Source organism: Actinoplanes sp. NPDC051494, from assembly GCF_044454705.1.
In the GTDB taxonomy this organism is placed as follows: Bacteria; Actinomycetota; Actinomycetes; order Mycobacteriales; family Micromonosporaceae; genus Actinoplanes.
On the sequence record NZ_JBITDZ010000004.1, the window covers coordinates 1 to 21906 of the forward strand.

A 21906-nucleotide genomic window follows, 5' to 3' on the forward strand; every position below is an offset into this window, starting at 1 on the left:
CCCCTCTTAACAACACACTACCATACACCCACCCCCCCGGCGCGCCGGGGGGGGGCCCCCCCCCCGGGCCCCCCCCCCCCCCGCAGGACCAGGCCGGGGGCGAACAGCGCGGCCGGCGGAGCGAGCAGGTTGGACACCCGCAGGAACGCCCCGGCGAGGACCGGATCCACCGACGCGGCCCGGCGGTACCGGTCGAGGTAGCGGTTGATCAGTCCGTCGACCGGTTGCCGCCGGCCGGCCACCGCGGGGAACCGCAGGTCACCACCGACCGCGAGGGTCCACGGGGCGCCGAGCAGACCGGCCGCGGCGGTGAAGAACCGCTCCGCGAGCCGGTCGGTGCCCGCGGCCAGCAGCTCGCGCAGCGCCTGCGCCTCGAGCGCCGCCACCGTCATGCCCTGGCCGTAGACCGGGTTGAAGCTGCACAGCGCGTCCCCGATGACCAGGAAGCCGCCGAGGTGCCGGTCGAGCTTCTCGTAGTGGCGCCGCACGCTCGCCGGGTAGCGCATCTTCGCCGGCTCCCCCAGCGGCACCCCGGACCGCACCACGTCGGCGATCTCGTGGCCGGGCAGGCTCTCCGCGTACGCGAGCAGGCCGGCGTGGCCGGTCGGCGGCTCCTCGCCGAGCATCCCGGCCAGCAGCACCACGACCTGGTCGCCCTCCTGGCGCACCACGATGCCGGCCCGGGTACGGCGCCACGATGCAGCCGATCTGCCCGGGCTCCAGCTCGGCCCGGTAGCGGCGGGTCACGTACCCGACGTCGGTGCGCACGACGGTCTCCGGCACCTCCGCCAGACCCAGGTCACGCAGCCAGACCGGCGCCCGTCGAGGTACCACCGGAAGTCGTTCTGGCCGTCACCGGTGGCCGCGCCCGCCGCCGTCATGTCGTCGACGAACCCGGACAGCAGGTCCTCCAGGGCCGCGCTCCCCCGGGCCAGCAGCGCGTGCGCCTGCCGGCTCTGCGGCACACCCTTGCGCGCCACCGGCCCGGCCGGGAGGTCGTCACGCTGATGACCACCCGGCTCGAGCAGGCCCGGCGCGACGGCGACCTCGGGCCCGGGGAGAACCCGGCCGCCATGGCCCGGCACACCTGGATGCTCCGGCACGGCCTCACGGTGCCGGCCTGCGACGGCGCGACCCGCGACGAGCTGGAGGAGTCAGTCCGCCGCGGGATCGCCGGTCTGTTCCCTAGGACGTGACCGGCTCGCCGGGAACGGTGAACAGCGGCAGCCACGGGTCGTCCGGGCCGATCGGGTACTCCGTCGACGGGGCGTCGCCGGTGTTCGACCAGCGGGCCTGGTACGGCAGGCCGTCGAACACGACGCGCGCGCCCCGGGCGTACACCGTCGTCTCGTTCCAGAGATCCGTCACGCCGGTCACCGTCGGGGTCGGTTTCGGGGCCACGTCGGTCGTGCTCACCGGCCCGATCACCGACCACGGCGTGGGGGTGCCGGCGTCGCCCGACGACGACGGGTCGTTGCCCTGGTTGGCCCACTTCGCCTCGTAGACGACGCCGTGCCAGACGACCTTGTAGTTCGCCACGTACTGGGCGGAGAGCCGCCACACCGGGTACGGGCTCTTCGCCGGGTCGTCGGTGATCGCCGACTGGTCGGAGATGGCCACCGAGTCCCGGCCCGACGTGCCGACCGCACTGCCCGGCAGGCCGACGAAGACCTGGGAGAACGCCAGCGCCTCCTGGGACACCCCGCTGCAGGTGTTGGAGTGCACCACGACGTTGGTGAACGTGCCGCGGCACTTGGCGTCGCGGTTCAGCGACCACATCGACACCCGGCCCAGGCCCTTGTCGACCGCGAACGTGGCAAGGCCCTGGGCGTCCGCGACGGTGAAGCGCTCGGCGTCGACGTCGTTCTGCCCGATCATCGGCGTCGCGCCGATCCGCGACCACACCTGCGGCGACGTCAGCTGCACACCGAGGCGCAGGTAGAGGTCGGACAGCTGCTTGTGGGTCGCTTCCAGCGCCTGGGTGCTCAGCTCGAGCATGTCCGGGTTCGTGCCGCCGGTCCCGTAATCCATGGTCATGACGTTGACCCCGCGCAGCGAGACGCCACCCTCCAGCGTCGTGCGCACCGCGGTGAGCCCGTCGGCGGTGAGCCCCTCCGGCGCCACCGGCAACGTGAGCCACACCGCCAGCGGCTTCCCGGCCGCCGCGCGCTCGGTCTGCAGGGTCGCGAGCGCGGCCGCTCGGCGCTGCAGGGACGCCACGTCCGCGACGGCCGTACCCTCGATGTCCAGGTCCAGGGTCGCCAGGTCGTACCGCTGCACCAGCTGCCGGTAGGCGTCGGTCAGCTTCGCCTGGTCGGTGCAGCTCACCGCGAGCTCGTTGTTGATCAGCCCACCGAGGCTGAGCATGATATTGCCGCCCGCCGCCCGGAGCTGACTGATCCGGCGGTCCAGTTCCAGCGACGCGGACGCCTCATCCATCGTGTAGGCGCCACCCCAGCTGGGCGTGCACCCCTCCTTCGGGTCCGCGACCACGAACGCGAGGGCCACGTCGTTCGCCGGGTTCGCCTCCGGGTCCTGGAACTCGAACGTCGGGGTCAGCGTGACGTCCACGTACGGCACGGCCCACGACTTGGCGGGCGTGCCGGCGGAGTCCCGCAGGTGCAGCACCGCGAAGGTGCCACCGCCGCCGAGCCCGGCCAGCACCAGGACGAGGATGCCGAGCCGCAGCCACGACAGCCGTTGCGCCGGGGCCTCCGGCTCCTGCCAGTCCGGATCCGCGAGAGGGTCGTGGTCCGGCCGTACGGCTTCGGTGGTGAGCATGGCCATCGGATCGGCATCCGAGCCCCCGACTGAAGGCCGGCCGGGGCAAAACCTTCATGCGACGTCGCCGGGCCGCCGATTGAGGGGGTCGAACAGACGTGTCGCACCCCCAGCGAAGGGCTACTCCATGCAGCGCAAGTCGGTGGACCCGCCGAGGCCGGGCGCCAGGCGCCAATGGGGTGCCGACCGGCGGTCAGCACCCCACCCGCTCGTCCCGCCGGCCGTGTCCGAGGGCCGGATCAACCGCGGGCGCCTCGCGATCGTGCTGACCATCACCGTCTGGGCCTGCTACATCGTCAGCACGGTGATCCAGCAGTTCATCGCCGGCAGGGCCGACACGGCCCGGCTGGTCATCGAGGCGATCGTGTACATGATCGTGGTGACCGGCCTCGCCGCGTCCGCCACCGCGTACCTGATCACCCGGATCGGCTTCTTCTACCGCAGCCGGGCGCATCACCGGGCACCGCGGATCGTGCTCGACACGTACCTGCAGGGCAGGACACCGTCGATGACCGTGCTCGTGCCGTCGTACCAGGAGGACGAGCGGGTCATCCGCACCACCCTGCTCTCGGCGGCGCTGCAGGAATACCCGGGCCTGCGGGTGGTCCTGCTCATCGACGACCCGCAGCAGCCGAGGACGCGGGCCGCGCGGGACCTGCTGCTCTCCGCGCGGGCCCTGCCCGGCGCGATCGAGGCGGAACTGGCCGTCCCGTACGAACGGGTGCGCGCCGCCTACGAGACGTTCGAGGACGACAGCTCCTCGTCGGTCGCGGCCATGCGCGACCTCGCCGCCGAGTACCGGTTCGCGGCCGGCTGGCTGTACGCGCTGGGCCACCGCCAGGAGATGGTCGACCACACCGACGTCTTCTTCGTCGACCACATCGTCAACGCGATCGCCGAGGACCTCGCCACCATCGCCGAGGCGCTCGAGGGCGGCGCCGACGAGGACGCGGCGCTGTCCGTGGACCGGCTCACCCAGCTGTACCGCCGGCTGCTCGCCATCTTCGACGCCACCATGACCAGCTTCGAGCGCAAGCGGTACGTGTCGCTGTCGCACGAGCCGAACAAGGCGATGAACCTCAACAGCTACATCGGCCTCATGGGCGGCGGGTACCAGGAGGTCAGCACGCCGCTGGGCGTGGCCCTCGTGCCGGCCGGCCCGGGCCAGGCCGAGCTGAGCATCCCCGACCCGGACTACGTGCTCACCCTCGACGCCGACAGCGTGCTGATGCCCGAGTACGCGCTGCGCCTCGTGCACATGCTCGAACAGGGCGCGCACGAGCGGACCGCGGTCGCGCAGACGCCGTACAGCGCGTTCCCCGGCTCCGCGACCCGCATCGAGCGCATCTCCGGGGCCACCACCGACATCCAGCACATCGTGCACCAGGGCATGACGCACTACGACGCGACGTTCTGGGTCGGCGCCAACGCCGTCATCCGCAAGAAGGCCCTGGACGAGATCCGCGAGATCGCGTACGAGGGCGACTGGGAGATCCGCCGATACATCCAGGACCGCACCGTCATCGAGGACACCGAGTCGACGATCGACCTGCGCGTCAACGGATGGACGCTGTACAACTACCCGGAACGCCTGGCCTACAGCGCGACGCCGCCGGACTTCGGTTCGCTGTGCATCCAGCGCCAGCGGTGGGCCAACGGCGGCCTGCTGATCCTGTCGAAGCTGAAGGACCAGTCGAAGGCCCGCTTCGGCGAGCTGTTCCTGCGGGTCAACTACATGGCCTCCATCTTCTGGAGCTCCGTGTGCCTCGTGGTCATGCTCGTCTACCCGTTCAACGCGGACCTGCTCAACCCGATCCTGCTGCTCGTGTCGGTGCCGTACTTCCTCATGATGAGCGCCGACCTGAAGGCGTGCGGGTACAAACGCCTCGACGTGCTGCGGGTGTACGGCTTCAACCTGATCCTGTTGCCGGTCAACCTCTCCGGCAGCTTCGCCTCGATCCTCCAGCTGCTGACCGGGGAGAAGAGCGCGTTCAAACGTACGCCGAAAGTGCGTGACCGGACCACATCGGCGACCACCTACCTGCTCGCCCCCATCGCCCTGATCGCGTTCTGTCTGTACACCGTGGTCCGCGACGTCCAGCTGCGCCAGTGGGACAACCTGGTCTTCGCCGGCCTGAACCTGGTGCTGGCCACCTACGCCATGGTCGCGTACGTCGGCGTCGGCAACACGATCGTCGACTTCTTCACCCATCTGCGTACCTGGCTCTACCGCCCGGCCCGCCCGAGCCGGAACGCCGCCACCAGGCCGGCCCCGGCCGGCCACGCCGAGTCCCGCGCGCTGGCCCCCACCGGCGCGATCGGTGACTGGGCGTCGGTCCTGCACTACCACTCCGAGAAGGGCTCCTCCGGCCTGGTCGCGGTCCGGTCGGCGCAGACTCCGTCACGGCGCGGGCCGCAGACCGGCTCCAACTCGTTCGAGGAGTTCACCTTCTTCACCGTCTTCCAGCCCATCTTCGAGCTGGGCACCGGCACGGTGGTCGGTTACGAGGCCCTGACCCGCTTCGCCGACGGGACGAGACCCGAGCGCGGGCTGGCCGCCGCACAGGCCCAGGGCCGGCACATCGACCTGGACGCGGCCCTGATCCGGGCCGCCCTGGCGTCGGCCGGCGCCCTGCCCGAGGGCACGTGGCTGTCCGTCAACGTCTCGGCGGACCTGCTGAAACGCCCCCGCGAACTCGGCCCGCTGCTGGCCGAGAGCACCCGCCCGCTGGTCCTGGAGATCACCGACGGCACCCGGGCGGACCTGGACCACGTACCCGCCGGGGTCCGGATCGCGGTCGACGACGCCGGCGGCGGCTACGACACCCTGGCCCGGATGGAATCGCTGAAGCCGGCCTTCCTCAAACTGGGCCGGGCCGCCCTGGCCGGCGTCGAGACCGAACAGGCCCGCCGGGCGTCGATCCGCTCCCTGGTCGACTTCGCCCGCAAGAACGGCTGCACGGTCATCGCCGAGGGCATCGAATCGGCCCAGCAGCGCGACGCGCTCGCCGAATGCGGCGTCCCCCTCGGCCAGGGTTTCTACCTCGGCCGTCCGGTGCCGCTCGAACGGGCCCTCGCCGACGCCGCCGGCCGCTGACCGCATCGCCCGGGCGGGGCCGGTCAATCCGGCTCCGCCCAGGCCCCGAACCGGCGGACGATGTCGGGTCACCGTCCGAGGTGGGCGCGGAGCAGGGACAGGACGGCGGGGGCCTGGTCGGTGAGGAAGAAGTGGCCGCCGGGGAGGACCTGGAGGTCGAAGGGGTGCTGGGAGTGCTGTTCCCAGGCGGCGGCCTCCTCGGGGGTGGTCCGGGGGTCGCTGTCGCCGGTCAGTGCGGTGACCGGGCACGGGGGTGGGGCGCCGTCCGGTTCCCAGTGGTACGTCTCGATCGCCGTGTAGTCGCTGCGCAGCGCGGGCAGGATCATCCGGAGCATGTCGGGGTCGTCCAGCACCGCGGTGGCGGTGCCGCCCAGGGCCCGGGTCATCGTGATCAGGCCGGCGTCGTCGAGGGTGTGCAGGGCCGGCTCCGAGCGGGTCCGGTGCGGGGCGCGGCGGCCCGAGGCGAACAGGTGCAGCTCCTGGTCGGGGCGGTCGCGGCGTAGGCGGCGGGCGACCTCGTACGCCACGATCGCGCCCATGCTGTGGCCGAACAGCGTCAGTGGTCCGGGGCCCCAGCGGGTGATGACAGCGTGCAGGCGGCCGGCCATGGTGGCGATGTCCTCGACCCGGGGCTCGGTGAACCGGTCCTGACGTCCGGGGTACTGCACCGCGAAGACCTCCACCTGGGGGGCCAGTGCCTGGGCGACGGGCAGGAAGTAGCTCGCGGACCCGCCGGCGTGCGGGAAGCAGACAAGGCGGGGCGCCCCGGGCTGGGCGGGCTGGAAACGCCGCAGCCATCGGCTGTCGTCGGTCATGTGTTCCAAACTTGTCAGTGGGATCGGGCGAGTCCCACGTCAGCAGGATACGAGCAAGGGGCCGAAATCGGCGAAACCGCCCGTCGTGATCCGTCAGACGCGCCCTGGTATCGAGCTGTGTCCATCGAGGTGATCGTCGTCGGTGCCGGGCCGTTCCTGAGGGCCGGGCTGGTGGTGCCGAGCTGGCATTTCGGGTTCCTGGAGCAGCGGATCGATTTCACCGGCCTCGACTCGCCGTTCCCGTTCGTGCTGTCGCTGCCGCAGCAGCGCACCGAGGAGCTGCTCGAGGAGTGGGCGTTGTCGCTCGGCGCCACGATCGTGCGCGGCGAGACGGTCACCGGCCTTTCCCAGGACGACGACGGCGTACGCGTCCTGACCGACAGCGGCGAGCGACGGGCCGCCTGGGTCGTGGGGGCCGACGGCGCGACCAGCGTCGTGCGCCGGGCCGCGGGCATCGCGTTCGAGGGCACCGGCTCGCGGATCTTCTCGTACCTCGGGGATGTGGTGGCCGACCACCCGCCCGGCCCGGGCTTCACGGTGGTGAACGAGAACGGCTCGATGATGGTCGCCCCGATCCCCGGCGGGCTGGTCCGGGTCGCCGGGTACGACCCGCTGGACCAGGAGCCTGGCCGCCGTGAGCTGGGCCTCGACGAGCTGCGCGAAGTCTCCGGGCGGATCGCCGGCGCCGATCTGGGCCTGCGCGACCCGGCCTGGCTGACCCGGTTCGGCAACGCGACCCGGGTCGCCGCGACGTACCGCCGGGGCCGGGTCCTGCTCGCCGGGGACGCCGCGCACATCCATTTCCCGGCCGGTGGGGTCGGTCTCAACCTCGGCGTCCAGGACGCGATGAACCTCGGCTGGAAACTCGCGGCGGTGGTCCAGGGGCGGGCCACCGAGGACCTGCTGGACACGTACGACGCCGAGCGCCGTCCGTGGGGTGCGGACGTCGCCCGGCACATCCTCGCCCAGACCGCGCTCATCACCGCCACCACCCCGGAGGGCCTGGCCCTGCGCGCGCTGCTGAGCGACCTGCTCGGACGCCTCCCGGACATGTCGGCGCTGATCGCCCGGCGGCTGTCGGGGCTGGACGTGCACTACCCGCCGGCGGATCCGGCCGCGCATCCGCTGACCGGCACCCGGGTGGCCGAGCTGGGCGACCGCCTGCACGCCGGACGGGCGGTGCTGGTCACGGACGGCGGGCCGGACGTGGTGGTCCGACCGGACGGCTACATCTGGTGGACGGGTGAGGGCGCGCCGCCGTCGCTGGGCGCCACCTTCTGATTGAGGCGGGCGCCGGCGGCGACCGTCTCCTCGGTCTCCGCGCGGCGCTTCGCCTCGTAGGCCGCGAACGCGAACGCGGGATCCGGGTGTTCTCGCAGCGCCCCGGCCAGCGCGACGGCGTCCGCGAGGGCCATCGACGCGCCCTGGGCCGCGGCCGGGGAGGCGGCGTGGGCGGCGTCGCCGACCAGCACCATGCGCCCGTTGTGCCAGCGGGGTGTGGTCGGGATGTCGAACGAGTCCCCTCCCACGACCGCCGCCGCGTCGGTCGCCGCGACGATCGCCGCCGCGGGGGTGGAATCGGGGCGCACCGCGTCCAGCACCAGGTCACGCCACGAGCCGGTGGGCCGCTCGCCGGCCGGGAGCCGGGCGAACCACCAGGTGCGGCCGTCGCCGGGGACGGTGCAGCCGAAGAACGACCGGCCACCCTGGATCATGCGGTAGGTGTCCGGCGGGACGTCCGCCGGGTTGCCGCCGGCGTAGCCGTACACGACGTGCTGGCCGGTGTGCCGGGGCGCCGGGGCGTCCGGGTCGATGAGCCTGCGGGTGACCGAGTGGATGCCGTCCGCACCGACCAGGATGTCCCCCTCGGCCCGGGAACCGTCCGCGAACGTCACCCGCACACCGTCGTCGCCGCCGACGGCCGTCACCAGGCGCTTTCCGTGGTGGACCGGGATGCCCCGGGCCACCGCGAGATCCTGCAGGACACGGTAGAGACCGGCCCGGCGCATCGTGCGGGCCGCTCCCGCGATCGGGCGGCGGCCCAGCGACGTGCCGGTGGCGTCGACGAGCTCCACCGCCAGGGCCGGGAAGGACGCCTCCGTCACGGCCTCGGTGGCACCGATCGCGTCGAGCGCGGCCATGCCGTTGGCCATCACGGTGAGGAACGCGCCGGCGTCGTCACCGCCGGACGCGTGCGCCTCGAGGACGACCGCGGGGATTCCGGCCTGGTGCAGGGCGAGCGCGGTCGCGGCGCCGCCGACGCCACCGCCGGCGATGAGTACGGTCATCGCGCAAACGTAGCCGGGGCGCGAACCTTTGCGCCGCCCCGCGCGTCCAGATGACATGACAGAGACAAGAACGCCTGATGGCACGCGGTGACGCGGAGTTCGCGGAGTTCGCCGCGGCGAGCTTCCACCGGCTGCGGCGGGCGGCGCTGCTGCTGACCGGCGACCGGCAGCAGGCCGAGGACGCCGCGCAGACCGCGCTGGTGAAGACGTACGCGGCGTGGCGGCGGGTGCAGCGGCAGGATCCGTACGCGTACACCCGCCGGGCGATGGTCAACCACCTGAAGGACCAGTGGCGCCGGCCGCTGCGGGAGGACGCGCGCGAGCTGGAGCGCATCCCGGAGCATCCGTCGGCGGGTGACGTCGCCGGCGACGTCACGGACCAGCGCTGGCTGCTGGCCGGGCTCGCGGGCCTGGCCGAGCGGGAACGGGCGGTGGTGGTGCTGCGGCACTACTTCGACCTCAGCGAGAAGGAGACCGCCACGGAGCTCGGTGTCGCGCTGGGCACCGTCAAGAGCCTCAACGCCCGCGCGCTGGCGAAACTACGGATCAGCCTGGCTCCCAGCGAGCCCCTCACGAACGGAGCACTGCGATGACCACCGACCTCGACACCTTCCGGGCCGCCCTGCACGGCGGCGACGACGGGCTGCCCCCCGCGCTGGACGACATCATGGACGCGGGCCGCAAGCTACGGGTCAAACGGCGCCTGGCGAGCGTGACGGTCGCCGCGGCCGCGCTCGTCATCACCGTCGGCGCGACGGCCACCGTCTGGCGGGCCCAGGCACCGCCCGCCGTTCCGGCCGCGGCGGCACCTCAGGCCGTACGGTGGCCGGCGCCGACAGGACCGGTCACGCCGGACAGCATGTGGGGCGAGCCCGCGGACACCGGTATGCGGTCCGGCGGCAACAAGATCGTGGTGACCGCGTTCCACAACGACAACCCGGCTTACCCGGACATCACGTTCGGGGTGCGGGCCTGCGTCCAGGCGGCCGGCGCCGAGCTGCGCAACTGCCACCAGAACTTCGACAACGAGGCACCGGACAACACCCCCGGCTTCCACGCCATCGGGATGACGTCCAGCGACGGGAAGACCGCGCTGCCGATGTACGGGTACTACGTCGGCCCGGCGGCCACCATCACCGTCCGGTCCCGCGGCGAGGTGGTGACGGCGCACACCGCGACGTGGAGCGAGGACGCGAACGTGGTGCTGTTCTGGTTCACTCTCGACGACGTGTTCCTCAAGCCCGACGTGAACCACCCGAACTACAAGCTGCACAAGTACACGCCCGGTGAGAGCCCGGACGTGTCCGGCTGGACGGCGTACGACGACAGCGGCGCCGTGCTCCCGGTGGGCAAGCCGTTCGTGATCGGGTGAACTGAGCGGCCGGGCACCCGTTGTACACAGCGCGTGCCCGGCCGACCAGAGAAGAGATATTGACGCATGTCCACTGTGCCCGGGACCAGTCCCGGCGACCGGTACGGTGCCGCGGTGCCCCCATCATCCAACAACCTCCTCGCCGGTCGGTACCGGTTGCTCGACGTCCTCGGCGAGGGCGGCATGGGCCGCGTCTGGAAGGCCCGCGACGAACTGCTCAACCGGGACGTCGCGGTCAAGGAGATCACCCCGGCCGGCATGTCGGCGACCGAGCTCGGCGACGTCCGGGAACGCGCGTTCCGCGAGGCACAGGCGATCGCCCAGGTGACCCACCCCTGCGTGGTCCGGGTCTTCGACTGCGTCGACAACGCCGGCACCCCGGCGATCGTGATGGAACTGGTCCGCTCCTCGTCGCTGTACGACGTGCTGCGCCGCGAGGGCCCGATGGCCCCGCGGCGGGCCGCGCGGATCGGCCTCGACATCCTGGCCGGGCTGCGCGCGGCCCACGCCATGGGCATCCTGCACCGGGATGTGAAACCGGCCAACGTGCTGCTCGGCGACGACGGCCGGGTGGTGCTCACCGACTTCGGCCTGGCGACCATGGCCGGGGATTCCGCGCTGACCCGGACCGGGATCGTGCTCGGCTCACCGTCCTATCTCGCCCCCGAGCGGGCCCTCGACGAACCCGCGGACGCCAAGGCCGACCTGTGGTCGCTCGGCGCGACGCTGTTCGCCGCGGTGGAGGGCCGCCCGCCGTACGACAAGTCCTCCCCGATGGCCACCCTGGCCGCCCTCATGGTCGAGCCGCCGCCGGTGTCCGCCCGGGCCGGTGTGCTGGAGCCGGTCCTGGCGGCGCTGTTGCAGAAGGACCCGGCGCAACGGGCCACCTCCGACGAGGCGTTGATGCTGCTCCGCGCGGCGGCCGCCGGCGAGGCTCCCCCGTCCGCCGCGATCAGGACCACCGCCACGGACACCGCCGCCGTCCGAGCCGCCGCCACCACCGCAGCCGCCGCCCAGTCCGCCGCCACCACCACCGTCGGCGAGGCCGGGCGCAGCGCCGCACCCTCGCGGCGGCGCTGGGCGATCGCCGCGGCCGTCGCGGTCGTGGTGGCCGGCCTCGTGGCGTGGCCGTTGCTCGGCGACCGGCCGGCCGGCACCGCCGACGCGTCCGTGGCCGCCCCGTCGCCGGCCGCGCCGCCCGTCGCGGTCGCCGTCGAGAGCCGGCAGGCCGCCCCTGACGTGCTGCCGAGTTCCAGGACCCCGTCCTCGAAGAAGCCCAGCAGGTCCGCGAAACCCAGCAGGAGCCCGTCGCTGTCGCCGTCGACGAAGGCCGCCGACGCTCCCGGCACCACGCCGGCGACCAGCGACGCTCCCCCGGTGGCGACCGGCACCGCGGTCCGGAGCCAGGGCACCGGCACCTGCCTGGACCGCGACAGTGGTTCCGGCGCCATCCAGCTGTGGCAGTGCGAGGGCACGGACAACCAGCGGTTCAGCTTCCCCGGCGACGGCACGATGCGCGTGCTCGGCCGGTGTGTGCAGCTCACCGGCACCAGCAGCGGCTCCCGGCTGACCACCGCGACGTGTTCCGGGTCGCCCGCGCAGCGCTTCACCCTCAACGCGGCCGCCGACCTGGTGAGCATCCAGGTCGACATGTGCGTCGACGTGCCCGACGCCGATCCGGGCAACGGTGTCCCGGCCCAGATCTGGGAGTGTGCCGGAACCACCAATCAGAAGTGGTATCAGTGACTGGATACTGACCACGATCGATTCGTTGCCCATGGCCGAGGGCATCAGCCGGACCAGGCCGCAGTGCCCGGCCGGCATCGCGTCCACCGGCCGGATCGGCTCGTCGCGTACCCCGGAGGTGCTGTTCTGCCGTTTGCTCTGACCGCTATCTAGCCAGGCGCAGGCGGCGGGCCTCGCGCTTCTCCTCGAAGCGGGTGGCCTGGGTGTCCATCGTGCTCATCAGCGCGGCGAGGTCCTCGCGGGCCTTGTCGCCCTCGGCGCCCAGGTCGTCACGGTCCCAGACGTTCCACTGCCGAAGCACCGGGGCCAGCACGTCGTCGTGGTGCTGGCGCAGGTCGTAGATGCCGGCCAGCGCGATCGACAGCGCCTTGCGGCCGAAGCCCTCGATGGTGGCGCCGGGCATCTCGAACTTCGCCACCACGTCGGTCACCGCGCGCATGGCCTGGTCCGGGGCGAGCTCGAACGCCGCGTCGAGCAGGTCGCGGTAGAAGACCATGTGCAGGTTCTCGTCGGCGGCGACGCGAGCGAGCAGCTGGTTGGCGACCGGGTCGCCGGTGGCGGTGCCGGTGTTGCGGTGCGAGATCCGGGTGGCCAGCTCCTGGAACGCCACGTACGCGATGGACGGCAGCACGTCGTCGTGGGCGTTCTCGTAACCGGACTGCATGTGGGTCATCCGGGCCCGTTCGAGCTCGATCGGGTCCACGGCCCGGCTGACCGTCAGGTAGTCACGGATCGCGATCCCGTGCCGGCCCTCCTCGGCGGTCCACCGGTGCACCCAGGTGCCCCACGCCCCGTCGCGGCCGAACAGCGTCGCGATCTCGTGGTGGTACGACGGCAGGTTGTCCTCGGTGAGCAGGTTGACGATCAGCGCGGTGCGGGCCACCTCGGGCAGCGCCGAGTCGTCGGCCCGCCAGGGCTCCCCGCCGAGCAGCCCGTCGAACGTACGGCCGTCGCTCCACGGCACGTACTCGTGCGGGAACCACTCCTTGGCCAGCGACAGGTGCCGGTTCAGGTTGGCCTCGACCACCGGCTCGAGCTCGATGAGCAACGCCTTCTGCTCCATGACCACGCTTGTCCTCCCTCGGTGCCCGGGTATCCGGGCCGTGCGCCATCGTCTGCCATGACGGGCCGGATGACAACCTACGCGCACCCCCGTTCACATCGTTGACGAAGCAGTGACACATCTGAAACATTGAATGTCCGCGCCGCAAGAAATGGACAGCCACCGCGAAATTTCTGCGGCATCCCCCGAAATACCGCGCGTGCCCCTCTGTCTTCCTCACAGAACCAGGACCGCCATGAAACGCAGACCCCTCGCTCTCGTCGCGGCCGGTGTCCTCGCCGCCGCCGCGATACTCACCCCCGGGCCGGCCCACGCCGCCGGGCCCAACCACGCCGCCGGGCCCGACCGCGCCGCCGGGTCCAACCTCGCCGCCGGGCCCAACCTCGCCGCTGGTAAGGCCGCGTCGGCCAGCGCCGTCAACGGGCCGTACCCCGCGGCCGGCGTCACCGACGGCAACGCCCAGACCTACTGGGAGAGCCCCTCGAACGCGTTCCCGCAGTGGGTGCAGGTCGATCTGGGCAGCGCCGTCGCCGTCGACCAGGTCGTGCTCAAGCTGCCGCCCGCCGCCGCGTGGAGCACCCGCACCCAGACCCTGAGCGTGCAGGGCAGCACGAACGGCACCGGTTTCAGCACGCTGTCGGCGTCGGCCGGCCGCACGTTCGACCCGGCCACCGGCAACACCGTCACGATCAACGTCACCAGCACCGACACCCGTTTTGTACGGGTGAACGTCACCGCCAACACCGGATGGCCGGCCGCCCAGCTCGCCGAACTGGAGGTCTACGGCACCGGCACCACCCCGGAGGACCCGGGCGATCCCCCGGCCGGCGGCAACCTCGCGGGCGGCAAAGCGATCGAGGCGTCCTCCTCGGTGCAGTCGTTCGTCGCCGGCAACGCCAACGACAGCAGCGCGACGAGTTACTGGGAGTCGAACGGCTTCCCGGCCACGCTGACCGTGAAGCTCGGCGCCGACGCCGACGTCACCGGCGTGGTGGTCAAGCTGAACCCGGATCCGGTGTGGGGCACGCGCACCCAGGGCATCGAGGTCCTCGGCCGGGCCCGGGCCGCCACCGGCTTCACGTCGCTGAAGGCCCGCGCCGACTACCCGTTCAACCCGGCCACGAACCAGAACACGGTCACGATCCCGGTCACCGGCCGCGTCGCCGACCTGCGCCTGCAGGTGTCCACCAACACCGGCGCCCCGGGCGCGCAGGTGGCCGACCTGCAGGTCATCGGTGCGTGGGCGGCGAACCCGGACCTCGTCGTCACCGGCACGACGTGGACGCCGGCGGCACCGTCGGAGGGCACCCCGGTGACCGTGTCCGCAACCGTGAAGAACCAGGGCACCGCCGCCGCGGCGGCCACCACGGTCGACGTGAAGCTGGGCGGAACCGTCGCCGGGCGTGCGGCGGTGGGTGCGCTGGCCGCCGGAGCCTCCACCACGGTGACGGTCAGCGCCGGGACGCCCACCGCAGGCAGCTACCCGGTCGAGGCGGTGGTCGACGGTGACAACACGGTCGTCGAACAGAACGAGGACAACAACGTGTCGAAGTCCTCGACGCCGCTGGTGATCGGCCCGGCCCCCGGCCCCGATCTGCAGGTCACCGGCATCACCACGAACCCGGCCAACCCGGCCGTCGGCGCGGCGGTGTCCTTCACCGTGGCGGTCACCAACCGGGGCACGAGTGCCGCGGGCGCCTCAACAAGCCGCCTCGATGTTTCAACAAGCCGCCTCAATGTTGTCAACACGACGTTGAACGGCAGCACGCCATCAGTCGCCGCGGGTGCGACCGCCACCGTCGTGATCAGTGGCACCTGGACCGCCACCAGCGGCGGTGCGACGGTGACCGCCACCGCGGACGCCACCAACGCGGTGACCGAGACCAACGAGAACAACAACACGTTCAGCCGCGCGGTGGTGGTCGGGCGGGGCGCCGCGGTGCCGTACACCGAGTACGAGGCGGAAGCGGGCACCTACTCCGGCACGCTGCTGGAGAGCGACGCGCTGCGCACGTTCGGGCACACGAACTTCGCCACCGAGTCGTCCGGGCGCAGGTCGGTGCGGCTGACCGCCACCGGCCAGTTCGTCGAGGTCACGTCCACGAACGCGGCCAACTCGATCGTGGTGCGCAACTCCGTGCCGGACGCTTCGGGCGGCGGTGGCCAGGAGTACACCATCAGCCTGTACATCAACGACCAGTTCGCCCGGAAACTGACACTGTCGTCGCGCAACAGCTGGCTGTACGGCACCACCGACGACACCGAGTCGCTGTCCAACACGCCGTCGGCCGACGCCCGGCGCCTGTTCGACGAGTCGCACGCGCTGCTGGACCGGTCGTACCCGGCCGGCACCCGCTTCAAGCTGCAGCGCGACGCCGCCGACACCGCGGCGTTCCACATCATCGACCTCGTCGACCTGGAGCAGGTGGCACCGCCGCTGAGCCAGCCGGCCGGGTGCACGTCGATCACCGCGTACGGCGCGGTGCCCGACGACGGCAACGACGACACCGCGGCGATCCAGCGGGCGGTGACCGACGACGAGAACGGCGTGATCGGCTGCGTCTGGATCCCGGCCGGCCAGTGGCGCCAGGAGCAGAAGATCCTCTCCCCGGACCCGGCACGCGGGCAGTACAACCAGAAAGGCCTGCGCAACGTCACGATCCGCGGGGCCGGCATGTGGCACACCCAGCTGTACACGAACACCCAGCCGCAGAACGTGACCGGCAACATCAACCACCCGCACGAGGGCAACGTCGGCTTCGACATCGACGACAACACGCAGATCTCCGACCTGGCCATCTTCGGCAACACGCAGAACCGGGCCAACCGCGGTCACGGGCTCAACGGCCGGTTCGGCAAGAACACGAAGATCAGCAACGTGTGGATCGAGCACGTCAACGTCGGCGCGTGGGTGGGCCGCGACTACTCGGACACGCCCGCGTACTGGAACCCGGGCGACAACCTCGAGTTCTCCGGCATGCGGATCCGCAACACGTTCGCGGACGGTATCAACTTCAGCAACGGTACGAAGAACTCCCGGGTGTTCAACAGTTCGTTGAGAACCACGGGTGACGACGCGCTGGCGGTCTGGGCCAACCCGTACGTGAAGGACCAGGCGGTCGACATCGCGTCGGACAACCACTTCGTCAACAACACGGTCCAGTTGCCGTGGCGCGCCAACGGCATCGCCGTCTATGGCGGGTCGAACAACTCGGTGGAGAACAACCTGGTGTCCGACACGATGAACTACCCGGGCATCATGCTGGCCACCGACCACAGCCCGCTCCCGTTCGGCGGCACCACACTGATCGCGAACAACGGGTTGTACCGCACCGGCGGCGCGTTCTGGAACGAGGACCAGGAGTTCGGCGCGATCACGCTGTTCCCGTCGACGAAGGACATCACCGGCGTCACGATCCGCGACACCGACATCGTCGACTCCACGTACGACGGCATCCAGTTCAAGAACGGCGGTGGCACCATGCCCGGCGTCGCCATCACCAACGTCCGCATCGACCGGTCCCTCCACGGCGCGGGCATCCTCGCCATGAGCGGAGCCCGAGGCTCCGCGACCCTGTCGAACGTCACCATCACCAACGCGGCGGACGGCACCGTCGTCATCCAGCCCGGCTCCCAGTTCACCATCGCCGGAAGCTGACCGCTTACCAGGGCCGCCCCGACCGATCCGGCCGGGGCGGCCGCGGGGGTTCACCGTCCTACATCCCGCTGCGGAACCGACCGAGGCGCATCTCCACCCCGTCGAATCCGTCAAGCAGAGCTCCCAATTGCCGAGTGATGGCGAGCAGCGTACTGGTGACATCCTGCAAAGCAGCTGCTTTGGTCACCGCATGATTGAGGCTCGCTGCGGAGTCCTCGAGGTGACCCAGCTTCTGCGCTGCCCTCAACAACGTGTCGGCCACGTCCTCGTCCGGATACCTGCGTGAAAACCTCAACTCGGCCAACCGCTCCACCAAGGGCCGCAACAAGTCGGCAGCCTCGGTATCGATCGCGCTGAGGCGATCGATGGCACCTTCGATCTGGTCCGTGAACTCCGCAAAGGAGCCTCCGATCAGCTCCTGCAGCCGTTCCTCGGTCAGACCTCGCAGACCGCGCAGCGCCCCCAATCCCGGCCCCTCACGCATGATCTTCCAGTCCTGCAGTTCCTCGATCGTGAAGTCGTCCGGGCGGATCTTGTCAACGACCTTGTGGTGAACGCCGCACAGCAGAACAAGGTTGTCGAAGCTGTTTCGCTCCTCGTCGGTCATGTCCCTGACGTAGCGCCGCCCACCCTCGTTCGCAGCACGGATGTGCGCGATCTCGAAGTTGTTCACGGGAATGCCGTCCACGAACCTGGTGATCGGCTCGTCACAGGAGGGCCAATAGCACGTACCCTGCGAGAGGACACTCAAGGCCGGGACCACTCCTCGCCCGTACTTCCGGTCATTGACCACACAGTCTCCTCGGAGTGCTCGCCAAGCATCTGAAATCCTCTCCGATCCAACTCGGCGGCGACGTGACGCGCCATACCTGGACGCGCTCCGGGCGGCAATGCGGCGGTCGACGCCGCCACAGATATGCTCTCGCCGGGCCGGGAAATCGGTTACCGTGGGCCGGTGGCCACCGATCAATGGCAGGCCGCCGTTGCCTCGGCCGACGGGTACGAGCTCGGCGAAGGTCCCCTGTGGGACGCACCGCGGGGCCGGATCCTCTGGGTGGACGTCAACGCCGGCACCGTGCACGAGGGCCGGCTCGACGGTGACCAGGTCGTCCGGACCCGTTCGCACCGCATCGACCGGACGGTCGGCGCCGTGGTCTGCTCGCCCGCCGGTGACCTGCTCGTCGCGGGCGCGCACGCGCTCACCGTCGTGCTGTCCGGGGAGCACCGGGCCGGGCCGGCGGTGGTCGCCTCCGGGTCGCGGCGGCGGCTGAACGACGGCACCTGCGATCCGGCCGGCAACCTGCTGATCGGCACGCTCGCGCTGGACGACTCCCGCGGCGGGGAGAGCCTGCTGCGTATCGAGCGGGACGCCACCGTCACCGTGCTCGACGACGACCTGACGCTGTCCAACGGGCTCGCGTTCGACCCGGCCGGGACGACGCTGTACAGCGTCGACAGCGTTCCCGGGGTCGTCTGGGCCCGGTCCTACGACGCTGCCACGGGCGCGACCGGGCCGCGGCGGGAGTGGCTGCGGATCACCGACGGGCTGCCCGACGGGCTCTGCGCCGACGCCGAGGGGCACCTGTGGATCGCGATCTGGGGGGCCGGCCAGGTGCGGCGCTACACCCCGGACGCGCGGCTCGCCGGCGTGGTCGAGGTGCCGGCTCCGCACACCACCAGCGTCGCGTTCGTCGGGGACGATCTCGACCGGCTGCTCATCACCACGGCCACCGCCGGGCTGGACGCCGAGGTGCTCACCGCGTACCCGTCGTCGGGTCGTCTGTTCCTCGCCGACGTCGGCGTCAGCGGCCTGCCGGTGACCGCCTGGGCCGGCCCCGCCGTCGTGTGATCCAGGCCACGGCCCGCAACTTCCGGGGCCCGCTTTGACACCTGGGGGCCATGGACAACGCACCGACACAGAAGGCACCGCGCAAGCGGAAGGTTCTCCTCGCCGCGGGCATGGCCGCGGTCGTGGCCGGCATCGGCGCGGCGGCATCGGTGTCGTTCGCCGACGCCGACAACGCTGCGGCGGCCGGATTCAGTGACACCTTCGAGGACGGCGACACCGCGGGCTGGAGCAAGTCCGGCGGCGCCTGGTCGGTGGTCAGCGACGACAGCAAGGTGCTGCGCCAGACCAAGACCGGTGCGACGCTCGCCCGCCAGTTCGCCGGCCTGACCGGCTGGACCGACTACACGGTCACGGCCGACGTCGAGCCGATCGCGGTCGCCTCCGGTGGGTACGCCGGGATCGTCGCCCGCTCGACGAGCTCGACCAGTTTCTACCGGCTCGCGCTCACCGGCGCCGGCAAGGTGCGGCTGGAATCGGTCAAGTCGGGCACCGCCACGGTCCTCGACGAGGCGGCGCTGACCGTCAGCAAGGGCACGTCGTACACCCTGGGCCTGACCGTCAGCGGCACCGGCCTGACCGGCTCGGTGAACGGTGCGTCCGTCCTGGCCGCGACGTCGACCTCGTTCACCAAGGGCCAGATCGGCCTGCAGACGTACGACGCCACGGCCCAGTTCGACAACGTGGCGGTCACGACCGGTGCGGCGGCCCCCACGGCGACCGCCACCACCAAGCCGGCCGCCACCGCGACCGCCAAGCCCACGGCCACGGCGACCACCAAGCCGGCCACGGCCGCGCCGACCACCGCTGTGCCCTCCAGCGCCGCGCCCACCAGCGCTGTGCCCACCAGCGCTGTGCCCACCAGCGCGGCCCCCGGCTCCGGGGCGTTCGAGTCGAGCCCGATCGGCTTCGGCGCGGGCACGACCGGCGGCGCCGGCGGCACCACCGTGAAGATCACCTCGCTGGACCAGCTGATCACCGAGGCCAAGTCCGACGGCAAGAAGGTCCTGCAGCTCTCGAGCGTGCTCAAGGGCTCCGGCACCGACACCGTCGTGGTCTCCTCCGACAAGACCATCGTCGGTGTCGGCGCCAACGCGGGCCTGACCGGTGCGGGCATCTTCATCAAGAAGGCCAGCAACGTCATCGTCCGCAACCTGAAGATCTCGTTCGCGCAGGCGCCGGTGGACCTGATCGCCACCCAGAAGTCGGACCACATCTGGGTCGACCACAACGAGCTGTTCAACGACACCAGCCACGACAAGGACTTCTACGACGGCATGCTCGACCTGACGCACGCCACCGACTTCGTCACGGCGTCGTGGAACTACCTGCACGACCACGCCAAGGGCTCGCTCATCGGCCACAGCGACAACAACGCGGCCGAGGACACCGGCACGCTGCACATCACGTACAGCCACAACTGGTTCGACAACGTGGCGTCGCGCCTGCCGCGGGTCCGCTTCGGCACCGTGCACCTGTACAACAACCTGTTCACCAACGCGAAGACCAGCGGCATCCACTGCCTCATGGATTCCCGGTGCCTGGTGCAGAACAACGTGTTCGTCGGCGTGAAGCTCCCGGTCTGGACCACCGAGGACTCCGACCGGGACGGCTTCGCGGTCGCCACCGGCAACGACTTCGGCGGCGAGGCCCCGGTCATCACCCAGGCCGGCACGTTCACCAAGGCGCCGTACGCGGTGACCCTGGACCCGGCCGCCTCGGTCTCCGCGCTGGTCAAGGCCGGCGTGGGCACCGGCAAGATCTGATCTGAGGTACGACGGCCCCGCTCAGCCCACGGTGTACCTGATCCGGGGCCGGGCGGGGTCTTCCGTGCCCGCAGGCCGGACCACGGAACAGCCCTGTTGGGGCAGTGTCTACCGGGGCAGTGTCTACCGGGGCAGGGGCGGCAGGGCCGGGGTGTCGAGCCAGGTGGTGAACAGGTCGTTCAGCGGTTCGCGGGAGAAGCGCTGGGCGTGGGCCTTGAACTCCTCGGTCGTCACCGTCGCGTGCTGGTGGTCGGTGATCCAGGAGCGGATCAGCGGGAAGAACGAACCGGCGCCGATCTTCTTGCGCAGCGCGTGCAGGGTGAGGGCGCCGCGTTTGTAGACCAGCGGGTCGAACATGCGGGCGACGCCGGGGTTCGCCACGGTGATGCCCGCCGGGTGCAGCGCCAGGTGGGCGTGCCACTGGGCGGCCAGGGTGTCCGCCGGGCGGTCACCGCACTCTTCCGACCACAACCATTCCGCGTACGTCGCGAAGCCCTCGTTGAGCCAGATGTGCCGCCAGTCCGCGACCGTCAGGCTGTTGCCGAACCACTGATGCGCGAGTTCGTGCACGGCGAGCCGCTCATAGGTGCGCAGCCCGTCGATGTGGTTACGGCCGAACACGGCCATGCCCTGCGCCTCGACCGGGTCGTCGAGGTCGTCGTCGGCGACCACCACGACGTACTCGTTGAACGGGTACGGCCCGAAGAAGCGCTGCAACGTCGCCATGATCTCGCCGTGCCGGCCGAAGTCGTGCGCCACCCCGGCGCGCAGCCCGGCCGGGATCGCGGCCCGCTGCGGGACCCCGCCGACGGCCAGGTCGACCAGTTCGTACCGGCCGATCTGGACGCTCATGAGGTACGCGGCGGTCGGCTCGCGGCGTTCGTACACCCATCGGGTCGTGCCCGCACCCCGCCAGCGGGAGACGAGGTCCCCGGTGACCAGGACGGTGTAGGGGTTCGCGGCGGTGAGGGCCACCCGGTAGGTGGCCTTGTCGCCGGGCCGGTCGTTGCAGGGGAACCAGGACGGCGCGCCGTTCGGCTGGCTGGCCACCAGCACCCCGTCGGTGAGTTCGTCCCAGCCGATGTCGCCCCACCGGCCCGAGACCGGACGCGGCGGGCCGGAGTAGCGGATGTCGACCCGGAACGTGTCCCCGGCGTCGATGGGGCGTTCCGGGCGGACGGTGAGTTTGTGACCGCGGTGGGCGTGCTTGACCGGCCAGCCGTCGACCCGTACGTCCTGGATCCGGAACGCGCCGATGTCCAGGGTGAAGCGGGACAGCGCCTGCTCGGCGACCGCGGTGATGGCCGCCTTGCCGCCGAGCCGGTTGGACGCGATCCGGTAGTCGAGGTCGAGGTCGTAGTGCGCGACCCGGTAGCCGCCGTTGCCGTGCTCGGGCAGGTACGAGTCGGTCGAACGGTCCGCACCCGGCTTGGCGCCCCGGGGCCCCGGAAGCTTCGGGGTCATGCTGAGCCTC

At 71.4% G+C, this 21906-nt stretch carries 17 protein-coding genes; 9 read left to right on the forward strand and 8 right to left on the reverse strand.

What is annotated here, in order from left to right:
• Window positions 1-17: 17 nt before the first annotated feature.
• The gene (locus tag ACIA6A_RS16755; RefSeq protein WP_396098560.1) at window positions 18-671 is read right to left on the reverse strand and encodes a hypothetical protein; all 654 of its coding nucleotides are present in this window, start codon (window positions 669-671) and stop codon (window positions 18-20) included.
• A 72-nt stretch (window positions 672-743) separates the two neighbouring features.
• Entirely contained in the window at window positions 744-980 is a 237-nt protein-coding gene (locus ACIA6A_RS16760; protein ID WP_396098561.1) for a hypothetical protein, read from the reverse strand.
• A gap of 27 nt (window positions 981-1007) precedes the next feature.
• Between ACIA6A_RS16760 and ACIA6A_RS16765 the strand changes: the two genes are divergently transcribed.
• Window positions 1008-1196 carry a hypothetical protein gene (locus ACIA6A_RS16765; RefSeq protein ID WP_396098562.1) on the forward strand — a complete coding sequence of 63 codons (189 nt, stop codon included), beginning with the start codon at window positions 1008-1010 and terminating at the stop codon, window positions 1194-1196.
• On the opposite strand, the gene ACIA6A_RS16770 is transcribed toward ACIA6A_RS16765, so the two are convergent.
• On the reverse strand, window positions 1186-2781 hold the full coding sequence (locus ACIA6A_RS16770) for a chitinase (protein WP_396098563.1): 1596 nt from the start codon (window positions 2779-2781) through the stop codon (window positions 1186-1188). The two genes, ACIA6A_RS16765 and ACIA6A_RS16770, sit on opposite strands and share 11 nt — an antisense overlap.
• A gap of 127 nt (window positions 2782-2908) precedes the next feature.
• Between ACIA6A_RS16770 and ACIA6A_RS16775 the strand changes: the two genes are divergently transcribed.
• The gene (locus tag ACIA6A_RS16775; protein WP_396098564.1) at window positions 2909-5878 is read left to right on the forward strand and encodes an EAL domain-containing protein; all 2970 of its coding nucleotides are present in this window, start codon (window positions 2909-2911) and stop codon (window positions 5876-5878) included.
• 68 nt (window positions 5879-5946) lie between these two features.
• On the opposite strand, the gene ACIA6A_RS16780 is transcribed toward ACIA6A_RS16775, so the two are convergent.
• Window positions 5947-6693, reverse strand: a complete 747-nt coding sequence (locus ACIA6A_RS16780) for a thioesterase II family protein (RefSeq protein ID WP_396098565.1) — start codon at window positions 6691-6693, stop codon at window positions 5947-5949.
• Window positions 6694-6810: 117 nt separating this feature from the next.
• Here ACIA6A_RS16780 and ACIA6A_RS16785 point away from each other — a divergent pair, with 117 nt between their 5' ends.
• Window positions 6811-7974, forward strand: coding sequence for an FAD-dependent monooxygenase (locus ACIA6A_RS16785; RefSeq protein WP_396098566.1), 1164 nt, complete (start codon window positions 6811-6813; stop codon window positions 7972-7974).
• Here ACIA6A_RS16785 and ACIA6A_RS16790 read toward each other — a convergent pair.
• Window positions 7920-8981: an FAD-dependent monooxygenase gene (locus tag ACIA6A_RS16790; RefSeq protein WP_396098567.1), complete on the reverse strand. Its 1062-nt coding sequence runs from the start codon at window positions 8979-8981 to the stop codon at window positions 7920-7922. The genes ACIA6A_RS16785 and ACIA6A_RS16790 overlap by 55 nt on opposite strands.
• A gap of 77 nt (window positions 8982-9058) precedes the next feature.
• Here ACIA6A_RS16790 and ACIA6A_RS16795 point away from each other — a divergent pair, with 77 nt between their 5' ends.
• The 3 genes from ACIA6A_RS16795 to ACIA6A_RS16805 all read left to right on the forward strand — a co-directional run bounded on the left by ACIA6A_RS16795 (window position 9059) and on the right by ACIA6A_RS16805 (window position 12099).
• Window positions 9059-9574: a SigE family RNA polymerase sigma factor gene (locus ACIA6A_RS16795; RefSeq protein WP_396098568.1), complete on the forward strand. Its 516-nt coding sequence runs from the start codon at window positions 9059-9061 to the stop codon at window positions 9572-9574.
• Window positions 9571-10353 carry a hypothetical protein gene (locus ACIA6A_RS16800; RefSeq protein ID WP_396098569.1) on the forward strand — a complete coding sequence of 261 codons (783 nt, stop codon included), beginning with the start codon at window positions 9571-9573 and terminating at the stop codon, window positions 10351-10353. Before ACIA6A_RS16795 ends, ACIA6A_RS16800 begins: the two co-directional genes overlap by 4 nt.
• 114 nt (window positions 10354-10467) lie before the next feature.
• Window positions 10468-12099, forward strand: coding sequence for a protein kinase (locus tag ACIA6A_RS16805; protein ID WP_396098570.1), 1632 nt, complete (start codon window positions 10468-10470; stop codon window positions 12097-12099).
• A 145-nt stretch (window positions 12100-12244) separates the two neighbouring features.
• Here the strand turns inward: ACIA6A_RS16805 and ACIA6A_RS16810 are convergent, their stop codons facing one another.
• Window positions 12245-13162 (reverse strand): acyl-ACP desaturase, encoded by a 918-nt coding sequence (locus ACIA6A_RS16810; protein WP_396098995.1) that lies wholly within the window; start codon window positions 13160-13162, stop codon window positions 12245-12247.
• 235 nt (window positions 13163-13397) lie between these two features.
• On the opposite strand from ACIA6A_RS16810, the gene ACIA6A_RS16815 reads away from it, so the two are divergent.
• Entirely contained in the window at window positions 13398-16820 is a 3423-nt protein-coding gene (locus ACIA6A_RS16815; RefSeq protein ID WP_396098571.1) for a CARDB domain-containing protein, read from the forward strand.
• Window positions 16821-16878: 58 nt separating this feature from the next.
• On the opposite strand, the gene ACIA6A_RS16820 is transcribed toward ACIA6A_RS16815, so the two are convergent.
• Window positions 16879-17508 carry a hypothetical protein gene (locus tag ACIA6A_RS16820; RefSeq protein WP_396098572.1) on the reverse strand — a complete coding sequence of 210 codons (630 nt, stop codon included), beginning with the start codon at window positions 17506-17508 and terminating at the stop codon, window positions 16879-16881.
• A gap of 267 nt (window positions 17509-17775) precedes the next feature.
• On the opposite strand from ACIA6A_RS16820, the gene ACIA6A_RS16825 reads away from it, so the two are divergent.
• On the forward strand, window positions 17776-18669 hold the full coding sequence (locus ACIA6A_RS16825) for an SMP-30/gluconolactonase/LRE family protein (protein WP_396098573.1): 894 nt from the start codon (window positions 17776-17778) through the stop codon (window positions 18667-18669).
• A 50-nt stretch (window positions 18670-18719) separates the two neighbouring features.
• Window positions 18720-20432 (forward strand): polysaccharide lyase family 1 protein, encoded by a 1713-nt coding sequence (locus ACIA6A_RS16830; RefSeq protein ID WP_396098574.1) that lies wholly within the window; start codon window positions 18720-18722, stop codon window positions 20430-20432.
• Window positions 20433-20555: 123 nt separating this feature from the next.
• Here the strand turns inward: ACIA6A_RS16830 and ACIA6A_RS16835 are convergent, their stop codons facing one another.
• Complete coding sequence (locus tag ACIA6A_RS16835; protein ID WP_396098575.1) at window positions 20556-21896, reverse strand: M1 family metallopeptidase; 1341 nt, start codon at window positions 21894-21896, stop codon at window positions 20556-20558.
• Window positions 21897-21906: the final 10 nt, after the last annotated feature.